A 16,399-nucleotide genomic window follows, 5' to 3' on the forward strand; every position below is an offset into this window, starting at 1 on the left:
TTATTTTTTATTTCTGGCGTGGGCTAGTTGTTGATTGGCGGACAACCAATTCTGTGTTTAACAGGACTCTACGAGGAATGCTAGGCATTTGAATTCGTTTGTGCAATAAATTAATGCCTGTCTCGCCCATTTCTTCAGTAAAGGCATGGACAGAGGATAGCGGTGGTGAGACATATTGAGAAATAGAGATATCATTGATCCCCATGACACTAATTTCTTCAGGAACCTTTATACCGTGTGCGGCTAACGTATGTATCACACCGATTGCAAAGGCGTCATTATAAGCAAGAATCGCAGTAGGTAAATCATTTCCCCATTTCTCTAACGCTTCTTCTGTCAATTGTTCCCCCGTTTTGACATCCAACATGCCATTTTCTTTTAAGATAAAATAATCTTCGTTAAACAAGTGATAATGCTGCATAATGTCAAGATAAGCATTGGTTGTCGGCGTTTTATAGCGACGGAAACCATACATGTTTTCGCTTTCTTCGGCACCAATAAAGGCAATTTTTTCGTGGCCCAATTCCAAAAGATGGGTTAAGGCAATCTCGGTTGCTTGATAAAAATCAGTATTTACAGAATCAAATTCTTCCAGTGGGAAATTACTGCCAATTACACAAAGGTTTGGATGCAGTTGCTGCAACTCTTGTAACGTCTTTTGAGTGAATTTACCAATTGCCAAAATGCCATCAATCCCTTGAAGGTTATGTTGTTCCAATTGAGAAACTTTTAGAATATTGTAACCTAACTCTTCGGCCCGTTTTTCAGCGCCTAAACGAATCGACATATAGTAAATATCCGTTAGTTCTTCGTCATCTGAACGCCACTGAACGACGGCAATCGAAGGCTCTTGCGGAGCTGTTTGTACGGAAAGGTTAGGTGTCAGTTGCTCCTGCTGTTTGTTTTTATTTTTAGTTTTATATTTCGTATAATTCAGGGTTTCTGCTGCTTCAAAAATTTTTCGCTTGGTTTCCTCTGTAACGGATAAGTTTGGATCATAGTTCAGAACTCGCGATACAGTTGAAATTGAAACATTCGCGACTTTTGCGATATCTGTGATAGTTGCCATTCTAAATGCCTCCTTCTCAAGTACTATTATAGCATATAGTATATTTCTTTTTAGTAAAAAAAAGCAAGAAAAAGCTTTTTTTACTTTTTTTTAGCAAAAACTATTGATTTTTTGACTAAAAAAATATACTATAAAGTCAAAGAAAGCGCTTTAATTCGATGGAGAAGGTGGTTTAGTGAAAAGATTTTCACTTTTTTTACTAATTTTACTTGCTTTAACAGGTTGTAAATCCGGTGAAAAAGAATTTGATGAAGAATCTCTTCAAAATCTAAAGGAAACGGCACAGTCTTATTCAGAAACAGAATTACAAAATGGTGACGTTCGTTTAAATGAATATATTTCTTTGAAAGGGGAGATTGTTGAGAGCGACAGTCGTTCTAGTTTAATAAAAAAAGGTGATCGTTTTATTTTGAAAAGTGGTTCTAGTAAATATCAAGTTTTTAATGAGCAAAAGAAAAAATTGAAAATTGGTGACGAAGTGACAGTTTACGGAGAATATTACGGCTTTTTGAAAGGGACATTAATTGAAAGTGAGGAGAATCATGATTCAGCCACGAATTAGACAGAATCCTTTTGAAACATACGAAGAGGTTGCAGAAGGATTTGAAGATTTATTAGCGCCACTGGAATTGTTTTTTGATCGAGAGTATCAAGGTCATCTGGATTTAGGGACACACGGAACGGTTTATTCTAAAGGGACACGTGATGCGGAGGCATTTTTACGACCATTATGGGGACTAGGTCCTTATGTAACGCAAAATGAAAGTGAGTATTTGAATGACTTTCTAACGGGAATTATCGAAGGAACCGATCCTGAGAGTTCATCTTATTGGGGAAAAACAAAAGATTATGATCAATTGATTGTTGAGATGGCAGCATTAAGTACATTTCTTTTGTTAAACAAAGAAAAAACGTGGGACCAATTAACAAAAGAACAGCAAAACAATTTACACAGTTGGCTGATACAAGCCAATGAAAACATTATTCCGCCAAATAATTGGCATTTCTTTAGAGTGTTGCTGAATTTAGCGATGAAACATTGTGAAATGCCGTATTCAAAAGAACAGATCGCTGTTGATTTGGCTGTAATTGATCGTTTTTATGTCGGTAATGGTTGGTATTATGACGGAGTCGAGACACAAGTTGATTATTATGTTTCTTTCGCTATTCATTATTATAGTTTATTGTATTGTCGTTTTGCCCCGGAAGATACCGCAAGAGTGGCTATTATGAAGGAACGAGCAACTTTGTTCGCGCAAGAGTTTAAATATTGGTTTACTCAGCCAGGAGAAGCGATTCCCTTTGGACGTAGCTTAACGTATCGTTTTGCTCAAGTGTCATTTTTTAGTGCTTTAGTTTTTGCAGATGTTGAAGCATTGCCGTGGGGTGAGATTAAAGGTCTAATCAGCCGACATCTTCATCAATGGATGAACAAAGATATTTTTACAACAGATGGATTATTGTCGGTAGGTTATGATTATCAAAATATGGTCTTTGCCGAAGGCTATAATGGTCCTGGTTCACCTTATTGGGCCTTTAAAACATTCATTTTGTTAGCGGTTCCAAAAGATCATCCTTATTGGCAAGCAGAAACACAGCCTATTAGCTTTCCAGAAAAACACTTACCTTCACCAGAAAGTCGGAACTACTATCAAGTAAATGATGCAGGGACACATGGTTTAATGTTTCCAGCGGGACAATTTATTAATTATCAAGCTCATGCACATGATAAATATAGTAAATTTGTTTATTCTTCCCATTTTGGTTTCAGTACTATAAAGAGTGATTATTGGTATTACGAAGGTGCTTATGATAATTGCTTGGCTTTAGCTGAAGACGACCACTATTTCCGCACGAAAGGATTAGATGATCAGTACGAAATTCTTGATGATCGTATCATTCATCAATGGCATCCTTGGTCCGATGTAGCAATCAAAACGACAATTGTACCATTAGAAGGCCAGCATTTACGGATCCACGAAATTGAGACACAACGTGCATTAGTGGCTTATGAAGGTGGCTTCTCAATCCCGCTCTTCGATGAAAAGGTCACTTGCGTTTCTGATCAAATGGCTGAGGTAAAAAATGCAAAAGGTGTGTCAAAAGTAGAAAATATCAACGGCTTTTCTGAAGCTGCGATTATTCGAACAGAACCGAATACAAATTTACTTTATCCGTTAACGGAGTTGCCATATTTGAAAGCAAACTTGTCGAAAGGGAAACATCTTTTAATTTCATTGGTGACAGGCGTACTACCGAATGAACAAATTGAGCCAGTTAAAGTTAGGTTAAAAGAAAATCAGCTTTTAGTTGAAGAAAAAGTTGTAATTTTGGGGAATTAGGGGGAGAAATACACAATGACAGAAAATGGACAGATTGAGTGGTTGCCGAAGCAAATCAGTTTTGCTTTAAACAAAGTTCGAGGAAATTTAGAGACATTTAAAGAATTAGTTCCACCCGCGGCAAGTTTAAATCAAATTTATTATCCTGAAGAAAATATTGACTGGACGGCCAGCTTTTGGCCAGGAATGTTATTTTTAGCAAAGGAATTAACAAATTCAACAGAGTTCGATGAGGTGATTGCCACACAGATGGCTTCTTTTCAACATCGCTTGGATGAACAAATTGAGCTGGAAACACATGATATAGGCTTTTTGTATATTTTAACAGCCATTGCTGATTATCAAGTCAATGGTCATGAGGCCTCAAAAGAAATGGCCTTGCAAGCTGCGGACTTATTAATGAAACGTTATTCACCAAAAGCCAAGATTATTCAAGCTTGGGGGAATTTAGACGATCCAGAGCAACGAGGTAGAATGATTATTGATTGTTTAATGAACTTACCATTATTATACTTTGCAGCAAAAATGACTGGCAAGCAAGAGTATTATGAAGCTGCCTACAATCATGCGAAACAAACACAAAAATATATTGTGCGAGAAAATCACACTACGTTCCATACGTATTATTTTGATACGGAAACAGGCGAAGCCTTGTACGGAAAGACACAGCAAGGATACTCAGATGATTCTTGTTGGGCTCGCGGCCAAGCCTGGGGAATTTACGGCTTTACGTTAAGTTATTTATATACAGGAGATAGTAGTTTTCTGGAAACAGCAAAAAATGTTGCTGATTACTTTATTCAAGAATTACCAGAGGACAAAATCTGTTACTGGGATTTAATTTTCAATGAAGGGAGTGAAGAAGAACGTGATAGCTCATCTGCTGCAATTGCCGCATGTGGCTTACTAGAATTATCTCGTCAGCTTCCATTAAATGATGAAAAACATGGCTATTATGAAAAGGTTGCGCTAGAACTATTACAAGCATTAGCGGAAAAGTATACAACGGTTTTACAACCAGAGTCGAACGGCCTATTGCTTCATGGTGTCTATGATAAAAAAACAAATACAGGAGTCGATGAATGCATGATTTGGGGCGACTACTTTTATTTGGAAGCGTTAACTCGTTTAGCGAAAAGCTGGTATTCTTTTTGGTAATTCATGGAGGAAAACTCCTAAAAAATAATAAATAGCGGAGGTAGTACAAATGAAATTTTGGAAAAAAGGCTTAACAGCGGCAGCGCTGTTAGCAGTGGCGGCAGTAACTTTAACAGCATGTGGTGGTTCAAGTGAAAAGAAAGCAACTGAAAAGAGTGAAGATGGCAAAACAAAATTAACAGTAACTACTTGGAATTATGACACGACCCCAGAATTTGAGAAATTATTCAGAGCTTTTGAAGCGGAAAATCCTGATATCACTATTGAACCGGTGGACATTGCTTCAGATGATTATGACACAAAAGTAACAACGATGCTTTCATCAGGAGATACGACGGATATTTTAACCATGAAAAACTTACTTTCATATTCTAATTACGCGCTACGCAATCAATTGGTGGATTTAACCGATCACGTTAAAGATTTAGATATCGAACCTGCCAAAGCAAGTTACGAGATGTATGAAATCGATGGTAAAACCTATGCTCAGCCTTACCGTACAGATTTCTGGGTATTGTATTACAATAAAAAAATGTTTGATGAAGCCGGAATTGCCTATCCCGATAACTTAACTTGGGACGAATATGAAGCGTTAGCGAAAAAATTATCTAAACCAGAAGAACAAGTATATGGTGCCTATCAACATACTTGGCGCTCAACCGTTCAAGCGATTGCTGCTGCTCAAAACAATGCCAATTTGATTGAACCAAAATACAATTATATGGAAACTTATTATGATCGCGCATTGAGAATGCAAAAAGATCAATCACAAATGGATTTTGGAACAGCAAAATCAACAAAAGTAACGTATCAATCACAATTTGAAAATTCAAAAGCGGCGATGATGTACATGGGTAGCTGGTACATGGGGACTTTATTAACCAACATTGATGATGGCAAAACAAATGTCGAATGGGGGATTGCCGAAATACCACAACAAGAAAAAGGTAAAGCAACTACCTTTGGCTCACCGACAAGTTTTGCAATTAATAAAAACAGTAAAAAACAAAAAGCTGCTCAAAAATTCTTAGACTTTGCTTCAGGTAAAGAAGGTGCAAAACTTTTAGCAGAAGTAGGAGTGGTTCCTTCTTATAAAACAGATGAAATTGATAAAATCTACTTTGCAAGAAAAGGAATGCCTTCAGATGAAGTCTCACAAAAAGCCTTTAACCCAGATACAATTAATTTAGAATTCCCATCTGATAAAAACGGTGCCGCAATTGATAAAGTATTACAAGAAGAACATGATTTAATTATGGTCGGCGACGAAAAACCAAAAGATGGTATTGCTAACATGGAAAAACGTGTCAAAGCAGAGATAGACTAATTATTATTTCCAGCAAAAACACAAAAGATTGATGAAAAAAATAAGCTGAAATGAGTAACCTACAATGAATTTCAGCTTATTTTTTTAAATAAAGAATGTAGCTTGAGTTTGGAAGGAGGGCCTGTTAAGTTCACTTAACAGAATACAATTATGGAAATTACTTCAAAAACAAAAACAGCAAATAAATTGAGACGAAAAAATACGTGGACTGCGTTATCTTTTATCGCACCAAACTTTATTGGCTTTTTCCTCTTCACTTTAATCCCGGTTATCTGTTCACTGATTTTAGCTTTTATGAGTTGGGATTCTTTTTCAACCCCTGAATTTGTCGGAATGAAAAATTTCACCAAAATGATTCATGATGATACGTTTTGGATTTCGTTAAAACAAACGTTTATCTATACGATTGGTGTTGTTCCGTTAACATTGATTTGCTCATTAGGACTAGCGATTTTGTTGAATCGTAAAATTAGAGGGATGAAATTTTTTAGAACGGCTTTTTTCTTTCCTTATGTAACGTCATTAGTTGCGATTGCGGTCGTTTGGAATATGCTATTTCATCCAACAATGGGACCAATTAATCAATTTTTGAAATTATTTATTGAAAATCCTCCTGGCTGGACATCTAGTTCTACTTGGGCTTTACCAGCAATTATCATCGTTAGTGTGTGGCGCTTTATGGGGTATTATATGATTTTGTATTTAGCTGGTTTACAAAGTGTGCCAAGAGAATTATATGAAGCAGCGTCAATGGATGGCGCGGGTAAATGGAATCAATTTTTAAATGTTACCTTACCTTCATTACGACCAACGACCTTTTTCGTGACTATCATGCTTGTAATTAACTGTTTCAAAGTTTTTGACTTAGTTCAAGTTATGACTGGTGGTGGACCAGGACGTGCAACGAATGTGTTAGTTTATGAAATTTACAATGAAGCCTTTGTCAAATTTAATTTTGGTTATGCATCAGCCATTGCGATGGTCTTATTCATCATCGTTCTAGCGATTACTGTGGCTCAATTTAAATGGAATCAACATCAAGAGAAAGTTTAGGAGGAGAAAAGATGGAAGCAACTTTTTCAAAAAAAGAAAATACTCGAAAAGCAAAAACGAAAAAAGCAGAAAAAGTCACACCTGGTGGGATCCTTGTAATCATTCTCTTAACTTTACTTGCGTTAATTACTTTGGTGCCTTTCATTTGGATGGTTTCAGCATCATTTAAAACAAACAATGAAGTTTTCACCATTCCAATTCAATGGATTCCTAAAAGTTGGCATCCAGAAAACTATTCCGTTATTTGGGAACGCATTCCATTGTTAACTTTCTTTAAAAATACGTTATTTTTAAGTATTGTGATTACGATTATTCAACTATTTACTTCAAGTTTTGCAGCATATGGCTTTTCAAAAATGAATTTTAGAGGAAGAGATACACTTTTTATTACGTACATCGCAACAATTGCTATTCCTTGGCAATCGTATATGATTCCACAATTTATTATGATGCGTCAATTAGGTTTGACTGACACGTTATGGTCACTTGTTTTATTACAAGCATTTAATGCATTTGGAGTCTTTTTACTGAAACAATATTACAGTAGTATTCCAGATTCACTATGTGAAAGTGCGCGGATTGATGGGTTAAGTGAGTGGGGAATTTATTGGAAAATTATTTTACCATTAACCAAACCAGCTTTAGCCAGTCTCACGATTATTACTTTTGTGAATACATGGAATGACTATATGGGACCTTTCATTTATTTATCTTCTACTGAGAATAAAACGATTCAGTTAGGTTTGAAAATGTTCGTCGGTTTATTTGATGCTGAATATGCCTTAATCATGGCCGCATCAGTGGTTTCTATTTTACCAGTAGGGATTGTCTTTTTAGCAATGCAAAAATACTTTGTTGAAGGTATTGCTACATCTGGAATGAAGAATTAGGAGGAAGTTTGAATGTTTACTAAGCAAACCTTTGATAATAATATTTATATGAAAATTTTTCGCTGGCTTTACATTTTATTTATCGGTAATCTAGGGCTTCTCTTAGTGAACATTCCTTTTTTCATAGCGGTGATTAGCTTAGACATTGATCCACGAAACCTCCCACTTTTTGTAGTAACGTTGCTGCCGATGGGGGCAGGGATGATTGCACTTTTAGGCTTAATCGATACTTTTAAAGAAGAAAAGGAGCTGGATCCATTTAAAACTTTTTTCCAAAAGTTTCGTCAGTTTGGGTTAAGAGGCTTTCTTATCAGCTTGCTAGGCTTAGGAAGTAGCATCATCAGTGTGACAGATATATTCTTTTTTGCCAAAACAACGATTGGTAAATGGTTTATTCCATTGATGGTCCTCCTGTTAATTTTTGGGTTAGCTATTATGCTGAATGCTTGGTATTTTCAAGTACGAAACCCGCAAGCTTCTTTTAAAGATGTGTTTCGGATTTCTGTTTACTATGGACTGCGGAAATGGTATGTCAGCTGTCTAAATGTTTTTTTACTATTCTCAATGTTTGCAATGATGTTTTTGAAGCCACAGTTTGGGTTTGTTGTAACCCCTGTCCTTTTCCTAGGGATTATTTATTTAAATACTGGGAAATTGCATGAAAAGCAAAAAAAGAATAAATAATTTTTACCTAATAAGTAATCTCGATTTTCAGGAAAATGAATGAAGGTGGGGTTGCTTATTTTGTTCTTGCCTTGTGTATTAAAGTGGAGGGAGCGAACGAATGAAGAAAAAAATAATTATTTTAAGTAGCTTTTTGATAGGTGCTATTTTTGTGCTCGTTATTTTTACTACCAGCCAGCAAAGTATGATTAATAACGAAGCAATCCAAGTCGAAGAATTAATTGTTTATGGCGATAAAAATATGAATCGTGTAGCGAAGCAATTCTCTGATCAGAATAATTTAACTTCGTTTGGGAAAAACTTCTGGCGCAAAACGTATAACGGAAAATCACCCACTCAGGAACTACTGAAGGTTGCAACGGAGGATTTAGTACAACATAAAATGATTAAACAGCTGGCAACGGAGTTAGAAATAGCCCACTCACAAACATTTGGGCAAGAAAAAAAAGAATGGCAAGACCAAAAGAGCAGTTTAACGCTCTGGCAATTTTTAGATGCAAAAGATCAACAATTACAGGACCAAATAAAAGAGAAATTAATGGAGAAAGAAAAGCCAACGCAAAAAGAATTGCGGCAGGCCTTTGAGCAATTGGATGATAAATATAAAAAGACCGATTACTTTGTTGAAGCAATTGAAATTCCAACTTTTTCAGGTAAGCAAGCAGAATTAGAAAAAATAACCGAAGCAATCTCTCCGAATCTATCTTATGAGGAGACGTTATTGGAGTGGCAAAATAAATTACCTAATCTTGTTATTGAATCGTATCAATTGAAGAGTGCAGAAATCCAAAAAGAGGATATTTATTCGTTGTCTGTTGGGGAGATTCTTAGTGAAAAAGCTGTTGGTACCGTGGTGAAAGGATACCACGAAAACCAATACTTTTATATTTTTAATAAGGAAGGAGGGCAACTTTTACAGTTTGAAGAAGCACCACAATTTGGCAAAAATGCCTATATCAACACATGCTACAAAGAGAAATTAGCTACGTATCAACAAGCAACCAAAGTAGACTTGTTGGAGAAAGACAGAGAAAAGTTTTTTCAAAATTATCAAAATAAAAACAGTTAAGGAGCAGAAAATGAGAAAAAAAGCGTATTTTAAAAGTGTAACCATTTTCCTTTCTATTTTGTTTGTTTTTTCCCAGCTTCAATTATTTAGTCTTCCTGCTTATGGGGAAACAGTGAGTGATCAACCGTTACTTTTTCGTTCAGTAGGTGTCGCTCAAAATGGGACGACCTACTATGTGGATGGGGAAGGAGGAAATAATGCCAATGATGGGCAGTCTCCAGCCAGTGCTTGGCGTGATTTTGAAAAAGTGAATCAGACGGAGTTTCAGCCAGGCGACCATCTTCTGCTGAATGCGCAAAGTACCTGGAATAACCAATTGTTGCATCCAAAAGGGAATGGGACAGCGGCACAAAAGATTGTCATTGATTTTTATGATACGAATGACAAAGGAGAAACCATTTTTGAAACAACACGGCGTCCGATTATTAACGGTGGTGGCACCTACAGCACAGGGACTTTCAAACGTGCAATCTCAGGGGCTGTGCAGTTAGTGAACCAAGAATATTGGGATATTTCAAACTTAGAAGTGACAAATACACCAGAGCTAGATAATCTCGAAGGCTATAAGAAACCAGGAGATGCTCAAAGAGCGGGGATATTAGTCCTAGGATATGAACAAAATCGAACGTTCAATAGTGTCACGATAAGGAATAACTATGTTCATGATGTTCAAACAGAATATTATTTGAATCTAAGTGGGAATACTGCAACCAAACGATTAAAAGCGGTAGGTGGAATTATTGTTTTAGGAAGTTGGTTTGATGAGAATGGCAATGTAGTAACAGCAGCCAATGATCATCGAACAACGACTGGATTTAATGATATTTTGATTGAAAATAATGTGATTCAACGAGTGGGACTTGAAGGAATTCGAACAAAAGCTGATTCAGATACCTCAAGAGGCAACACTTTCTACAAAACGTTTTCTAATATTACGATTCGTAATAACTATTTAGAAGATATTGCTGGCGACGGAATTGTCTTGTCAGAATCCAAAAGTGGCGGTGTCGTCGAAGGAAATGTTGCTGTCCGAATGTGCAATGCCGATTATGGTACACAAAATTACGCGGGCGTTTGGGCAATGTCTGTAGATGACGGACTGTTCCAATATAACGAAGTATACGGAATCAAATATGGATTTAACGATGCCGAAGCTTATGATGTGGACATGCAGTCAAACAATGTTATTTATCAATATAACTATTCACATCATAATACTGGCGGCTTTTTATTGCTTATGTCTGATCAAAAAAATTCGGTTATTCGGTACAATATCTCAGCTAATGACGGCGGTGGTAACCGAGGAACAGGTAAAGACAATCCAGGCGGAGCTGGTGGCTACAATTATAAAGAACAAAGTATTTTCCATTATTGGGTGAAAAATGATGGAGCGGCAATGCCAACTATCCACAATAATACGATTTATGTTGGCGACGGCATTTCAACATCATTATTTGGTGAAGGAAATAGTTCTGACAACAGTGGTACAGTAGCCAATTTTTACAATAATATTTTATACAAAGAAGGTACCGGACAATTAAAATTCTTATCTAATTATCCAACAAATGGGACACAACCAATTGAACGTAAAATGGTCGATAATCCAGAAAAATATTTCAAAAATAATGTTATTTGGCCAAAAGAAATTGCTACAGAAAAAAGTGGTGCAACTGTTGAAAAATTAGTATCAAGTGGAAACATTTTTGAAAAACCACAATTAGAAATCACAGATAACCCTGAAAAAGTGAAAGAGTTGGCAGAGCAAGAATTTACGACATTGAAACCAACAAAAGATAATGTGGTTGAATTTACTTCTAAAGAACGCTTACGTCAGCGAGCACAAATGTTCCAGTTAAAAGAAACCTCTCCAGCGATTGGTAAAGGCTTGTCGGAAGTGAACAGTGCGGCCGAAGACTTCTTTGGAAATAGCTTGAAAAATAAAGTTTTAGATATTGGTGCGCAACAAGCATCCACAATTGAAAAAAGTATTCGTTATCAAAATCAAGTGTTAGAAATTAGTTCGGCAACAGGTGTGTATCCTAATTTGCCAGAGCAAGTTGAATTAACGTACGAAGAAGTCGTTAATGAAGAAGTGGTTGCGACAGGCAAAAAAGAATTTAAGTTACAATGGGAAGCAATCCCTCAAGAAAAAATTAATACAGCAGGCACAGTTGAAGTTGCAGCAACAGTTATCGGCTTACCGATAGATGCTGTCAAAGTAACAGCCAAGGTCTCTTTTGAGGGTGAACTTGGTGAAGGAAAAGATACCGTTAAACTAAAAACAGCTCAAACTGCCTATGTTCAAAAGAGTGATGGTAACCGAGCATACTCTGCTATAGCAGGCGGTACTGCTGCCATTAGTTCAGGAGACGCCTATAAATATCCTTATGGAGTAAACTATACGGGCAATTACGCATTAAAATTAAAAAATGCTAGTTCTGTGGGGTATAATCGCCGGATTTACGTTGAAATTGATACACAAGAATTGAAGAACTATCAATCACTAAAAAGTGCCAATTTAGAATTAAATGTGATGCGTTATGATGCGTGGAATGGTGCTGGAAATACAAATGATGAACGTTTGAAAAATACGCAGTTCCAAGTAGATGTTTATGGAACAGATACTAATTGGATGAGTAACACCATTACTTGGAACAATGGCCCAAATAATTTAAATGTACCAAATGAAGAATTTATTGCTCGACAATCTTTTACAAATAGTTCAATTATGAATAATCAAAATACAATCTCTATCGATATTAGTAACTATCTACGGAAGCTAATTCAAAGTGGTGAGAAAATTCCAGCCAAGTTAAGTTTCTTATTAGCGATTACAGACAGTCGTTTGCCTGGTTATGATTCTGATAATGCTGGGTTTGATGCTTTTTCAAAAGAAGGCGCACAAAAGGCCTATCAAGACTTTTTAGCAGGCAAATTGACCTTGCCAACTGGTCAACAGCTAACAGAGGATAGTTTAGCTCCTAAAATTGTTTTATCGAATGTTTTCGAAGTCAAACATGAGTCGATTGAGGTCACGACAGAAGCGGGTCAAGCCCCTAATCTACCAGAAAAAACAACTATTTTTTATTCGGATGGTTCACAACGAGAAGTGACTGTCAATTGGTCAGAAGTTCCAGCATCTTCTTATCAAAAAGAAGGAACATTCACTGTTGTAGGACGAGCAGCAGGTGTCTCAATGCCAATTATTGCCAATGTAAAAGTCACCGCTAAACATATTGTTGGATTCAAGGAATTGCCTACGCTGGATCGACTAACAGGCACCTCGCGAGGCGAACTGAATTTGCCAACTGAAGTAATTGCAAAATTAGATGATGGTAGCGAAACGAAATTGAAGGTTATTTCTTGGGATGACGATGTTAGTAATTATTCGCCAAGTAGCCCGCCAGGTACTTACCAGTTCCCTGCTGCAGTAGAAGAAAAAATAGGAATTGCGAATCCCGATGAACGAAAAATCTTCCAAGTCGTGCAAACTCATGCGATTCCTGAAAGAATTCAATTTGCTACAGAAACAGCCACTATAAAATCAGGCGAAAATTATCAAATTCAATCTAAAGTGATTGGTCAAGCGCCGCACACAGAAACGGATGCTTGGAGCTCGCAAGTAACGTATGAGTTGGTTACACCAGATGCTGGCAATACAGTAAGTGTAGATGAAAACGGTCTGATTAGGACAGAAGCAACGACTGCTGCAGGAAATTATCAAATCAAAGTAACAAGCAAAGTTTTACCGGTAGTGACTGCACAATTTTCAATTAAAGTCACAAAATAAACGAACTGTTTGAAGAGATTGGAACAAGAATTGCTGTACCTTGCAATCTTTCTAGTCTCTTCGATTATCTAGAATCAATAAATATTCTATTGCCTACTATTCATTCTTTTTAAAACAAGGTAAAATAATAAATGAAAGTAAACGATAAAGGTGTGTAGACAATGAATACTATCTTAACAGGTGATCGTCCAACTGGTAAATTGCACCTAGGACATTACGTAGGTTCCTTAAAAAAACGAGTAGAAATGCAAGCAGACCCTACAAATCAATTATTTGTCATGATTGCAGATTTACAAGCATTGACAGATAATGCAAAAAATCCCGAAAAAGTTTCAGCCAATGTTTTAGAAGTTGCTTTGGACTATTTAGCAGTTGGTTTAGACCCTACGAAAACAACAATTTTTATCCAATCGCAAATTCCACAGTTAGCTGAATTAACAATGTACTATCTAAATTTAGTGACCACGTCACGTGTTCGTCGGAATCCAACGGTCAAAGCAGAAATTGAGCAAAAAAAATTTGGGGAAGGTGTTCCGACAGGATTCTTTATTTATCCCGTTTCACAAGCTGCTGATATTACTGCCTTTCAAGCGAACTTAGTCCCAGTTGGGGAAGACCAAAAACCAATGTTGGAACAAGCGCAAGAAATTGTGCATAGTTTTAATCAGACGTACGGTGAAGTTTTAGTTAGACCGGAAGCTGTGTTACCACCAAAAGGCATGGGACGCTTGCCAGGAATTGATGGCAACGGAAAAATGAGTAAGTCTTTAGGCAATGGTATTTATCTTTCAGATCCAGCTGAAGTGGTACAGAAAAAAGTAATGAGTATGTATACCGATCCAAATCATATTCGTATAGAGGACCCAGGACAAGTTGAAGGAAATATGGTCTTTACTTACTTGGATGTCTTTGGGAAAGAGAAAGAATATATTGAAGAATTAAAAGAGCACTATCGTCATGGCGGTTTAGGAGATGTGAAAATTAAACGTTACTTAATTGATGTCCTAGAAGAAGAACTCGCACCGATTCGTCGACGTCGTGAAGAGCTGGCTAAAAATCCAGAAGCGATTATGGAAATGTTGCATAAAGGAAGTCTTGCTGCTGAAAAAGTGGCAGCACAAACCTTAACAGAAGTCAAAAAAGCGATGGGAATTCAATATTTCTAAGCAATAAAAGAACTGGAACAAGTCAAAAGAAGAATGACTTGTTCCAGTTCTTTTTAAGTGGTTTGAAATTGACTATTATATAAGCTGGCGTAAAGAGTCGGAGCTTGTAATAGTTCCTGATGCGTTCCTTTTTCAATAATATCGCCATTTTTCATCACTAAAATTAAATCAGCATTTTCAATTGTGGATAATCGATGAGCGATAACGAAGCTTGTTCGATTTTCTGTGACAGTTTCCATCGCTTTTTGAATATGGGCTTCTGTTCGTGTGTCCACACTCGAAGTTGCTTCATCGAGAATAACAACGGGCGGATTTGCTAAAATGATTCGGGCGATGGTTAATAACTGTTGTTGCCCTTGTGATAATGCACCATTTTCGCTAGAAATAATTGTGTCATATCCTTGAGGAAGGGTCCGAATAAAATGATCACATTGAGCAATTTTAGCTGCTTCAATTATTTCTTCACGAGAAGCATCTTTTTTTCCATAGGCAATATTATCTGCTACGGTTCCTTCAAATAGCCAAGTGTTTTGTAAAACCATGCCAAATAAATTTCTTAGATTTTGTCGAGAAAGTTTCGTAATATCAATCCCATCAAAAGTAATGGCACCTTGATTTATTTCATAGAAACGCATTAATAAGTTGACTAATGTTGTTTTACCAGCACCGGTGGGTCCTACAATGGCCACTGTTTTTTTCGGTTGAACAGAAAAATCAACATTCTTCATTAAAATTTTTTCTGGTGTGTAGCCAAATTGAACATTTTTAAATTCAATGGCTCCTTTAGGAGAAGAAATAGTTTCTAAATGAGTTGCTTCTGGCTGTTCATCAGCTTCATCTAAGATAACAAAAATCCGATCAATGGAAGCCATCGCTGCTTGAATTGAGTTAATGACATAAGAAGCGGTAGAAATCGGCTCAGAAATTTGGTTGATATATTGCAAATACGCTTGCAAGAAACCAATCGTAATACCACCAGATAAAACGAGCATTGCGCCTAAGATAGCACTGATAATAAAAGCCAACTGATTGATAAAACGAATAGCTGGATAAATCGCAAAATTTAGAAACTGTGCTTTTTTAAAGGCACGATAATGTTGTTGATTAACAGCATCAATTGTTTTTTCAGCATTTTGCTGTTGATTAAAGGTTTTTGTGACCAAATTTCCTGCTAAATATTCTTCCATCTTATTATTTAATTGACCTAATTCAGCTTGACTTTGATCAGCAAACACCTTGTTTTTATTCGCGATTTTTGTCGTCATGAAAGTACTGCCGCCAATTAGCAGCAACACTAAAATGGTTAATTTTGCATCAATATAGAACAACATGATTCCTGCAAATAGGATAGTCACGACGGAAGTGAAAAATTGGTTGATTCCTGTTAAAAGAACTTGTGACAATTGGTTTAAGCCAGTTGTTGAACGACTGATGATATCGCCCACTTGGTGATTGTCAAAGAAGGCCATTGGTAAAGTTTTAAACTTTTTTGTCACTTCTTTTCTAATTCTTAAAGTAACCCGTTCGCTTAAAGAAGCCATTGCTCGTTCCTGAATAAAAGAAGTGATACTACTAATGATTGAAAAGAGAATTAAAAGTAAGACGGGACCAAAGAGCGCTTCTTCAACTAAAGGAAGTGTCATGCCTTTGAGCCCGACACGCTTGATCGCTTCTAAGAGGTTATCAATCCCGATTGCCATAATATAGGTCATGGCAACAATTAATAAGTTTCCAATTAAACTGCAGATCATTAGACCATAAAAGATTGGATGCTCAGGTTTAATCATTTTCCAGAAACGTTTAAAGCTTTGAAGATTCATTGTTTTTTTCATTGTATGGCTTGAAAAGAAA

General features: G+C 36.5%; 12 protein-coding genes. 10 read left to right on the forward strand and 2 right to left on the reverse strand.

Features of this window, described 5'->3' with window-relative positions; all coding sequences use genetic code 11:
• Positions 1-7 precede the first annotated feature (7 nt).
• Positions 8-1,069 (reverse strand): LacI family DNA-binding transcriptional regulator, encoded by a 1,062-nt coding sequence (locus AB3I34_RS12930; protein WP_002356832.1) that lies wholly within the window; start codon positions 1,067-1,069, stop codon positions 8-10.
• A 175-nt stretch (positions 1,070-1,244) separates the two neighbouring features.
• Between AB3I34_RS12930 and AB3I34_RS12935 the strand changes: the two genes are divergently transcribed.
• From AB3I34_RS12935 to trpS, 10 genes are all read left to right on the forward strand, one after another.
• Entirely contained in the window at positions 1,245-1,631 is a 387-nt protein-coding gene (locus AB3I34_RS12935) for a hypothetical protein (protein WP_002356835.1), read from the forward strand.
• Entirely contained in the window at positions 1,612-3,411 is a 1,800-nt protein-coding gene (locus tag AB3I34_RS12940) for a DUF2264 domain-containing protein (protein ID WP_002359866.1), read from the forward strand. Before AB3I34_RS12935 ends, AB3I34_RS12940 begins: the two co-directional genes overlap by 20 nt.
• Positions 3,412-3,426: 15 nt before the next feature.
• A complete protein-coding gene (locus AB3I34_RS12945) occupies positions 3,427-4,569 on the forward strand; it encodes a glycoside hydrolase family 88 protein (RefSeq protein WP_002359867.1) in 1,143 nt (380 codons plus the stop codon).
• Positions 4,570-4,618: 49 nt separating this feature from the next.
• Positions 4,619-5,896, forward strand: a complete 1,278-nt coding sequence (locus tag AB3I34_RS12950) for a sugar ABC transporter substrate-binding protein (protein ID WP_002359868.1) — start codon at positions 4,619-4,621, stop codon at positions 5,894-5,896.
• A gap of 150 nt (positions 5,897-6,046) precedes the next feature.
• Positions 6,047-6,949 carry a carbohydrate ABC transporter permease gene (locus tag AB3I34_RS12955; protein ID WP_002356840.1) on the forward strand — a complete coding sequence of 301 codons (903 nt, stop codon included), beginning with the start codon at positions 6,047-6,049 and terminating at the stop codon, positions 6,947-6,949.
• Positions 6,922-7,839 (forward strand): carbohydrate ABC transporter permease, encoded by a 918-nt coding sequence (locus tag AB3I34_RS12960; RefSeq protein WP_002383582.1) that lies wholly within the window; start codon positions 6,922-6,924, stop codon positions 7,837-7,839. The genes AB3I34_RS12955 and AB3I34_RS12960 overlap by 28 nt, the downstream gene beginning before the upstream one ends.
• A 12-nt stretch (positions 7,840-7,851) precedes the next feature.
• A complete protein-coding gene (locus tag AB3I34_RS12965) occupies positions 7,852-8,523 on the forward strand; it encodes a hypothetical protein (RefSeq protein ID WP_002389246.1) in 672 nt (223 codons plus the stop codon).
• 100 nt (positions 8,524-8,623) lie between these two features.
• Positions 8,624-9,592, forward strand: a complete 969-nt coding sequence (locus AB3I34_RS12970; RefSeq protein ID WP_085444104.1) for a hypothetical protein — start codon at positions 8,624-8,626, stop codon at positions 9,590-9,592.
• A 10-nt stretch (positions 9,593-9,602) separates the two neighbouring features.
• On the forward strand, positions 9,603-13,382 hold the full coding sequence (locus AB3I34_RS12975) for an Ig-like domain-containing protein (protein WP_085444105.1): 3,780 nt from the start codon (positions 9,603-9,605) through the stop codon (positions 13,380-13,382).
• A gap of 161 nt (positions 13,383-13,543) precedes the next feature.
• Positions 13,544-14,548 (forward strand): tryptophan--tRNA ligase, encoded by a 1,005-nt coding sequence (gene trpS, locus AB3I34_RS12980; RefSeq protein WP_002356846.1) that lies wholly within the window; start codon positions 13,544-13,546, stop codon positions 14,546-14,548.
• 53 nt (positions 14,549-14,601) lie between these two features.
• On the opposite strand, the gene AB3I34_RS12985 is transcribed toward trpS, so the two are convergent.
• Positions 14,602-16,380 (reverse strand): ABC transporter ATP-binding protein, encoded by a 1,779-nt coding sequence (locus tag AB3I34_RS12985; protein WP_025189404.1) that lies wholly within the window; start codon positions 16,378-16,380, stop codon positions 14,602-14,604.
• Positions 16,381-16,399: the final 19 nt, after the last annotated feature.

The sequence above is a fragment of the Enterococcus sp. C102(2024) genome (assembly GCF_040888205.1).
Classification (GTDB): Bacteria; Bacillota; Bacilli; order Lactobacillales; family Enterococcaceae; genus Enterococcus; species Enterococcus faecalis.

Excerpts from the sequence above, each read along its gene's own strand:
- AB3I34_RS12930 (WP_002356832.1), bottom strand. The coding sequence starts at position 1,069 with ATGGCAACTATCACAGATATCGCAAAAGTCGCGAATGTTTCAATTTCA.
- AB3I34_RS12940 (WP_002359866.1), top strand. The coding sequence starts at position 1,612 with ATGATTCAGCCACGAATTAGACAGAATCCTTTTGAAACATACGAAGAG.
- AB3I34_RS12945 (WP_002359867.1), top strand. The coding sequence starts at position 3,427 with ATGACAGAAAATGGACAGATTGAGTGGTTGCCGAAGCAAATCAGTTTT.
- AB3I34_RS12950 (WP_002359868.1), top strand. The coding sequence starts at position 4,619 with ATGAAATTTTGGAAAAAAGGCTTAACAGCGGCAGCGCTGTTAGCAGTG.
- AB3I34_RS12955 (WP_002356840.1), top strand. The coding sequence starts at position 6,047 with ATGGAAATTACTTCAAAAACAAAAACAGCAAATAAATTGAGACGAAAA.
- AB3I34_RS12960 (WP_002383582.1), top strand. The coding sequence starts at position 6,922 with ATGGAATCAACATCAAGAGAAAGTTTAGGAGGAGAAAAGATGGAAGCA.
- AB3I34_RS12965 (WP_002389246.1), top strand. The coding sequence starts at position 7,852 with ATGTTTACTAAGCAAACCTTTGATAATAATATTTATATGAAAATTTTT.
- AB3I34_RS12970 (WP_085444104.1), top strand. The coding sequence starts at position 8,624 with ATGAAGAAAAAAATAATTATTTTAAGTAGCTTTTTGATAGGTGCTATT.
- AB3I34_RS12975 (WP_085444105.1), top strand. The coding sequence starts at position 9,603 with ATGAGAAAAAAAGCGTATTTTAAAAGTGTAACCATTTTCCTTTCTATT.
- trpS (WP_002356846.1), top strand. The coding sequence starts at position 13,544 with ATGAATACTATCTTAACAGGTGATCGTCCAACTGGTAAATTGCACCTA.
- AB3I34_RS12985 (WP_025189404.1), bottom strand. The coding sequence starts at position 16,380 with ATGAAAAAAACAATGAATCTTCAAAGCTTTAAACGTTTCTGGAAAATG.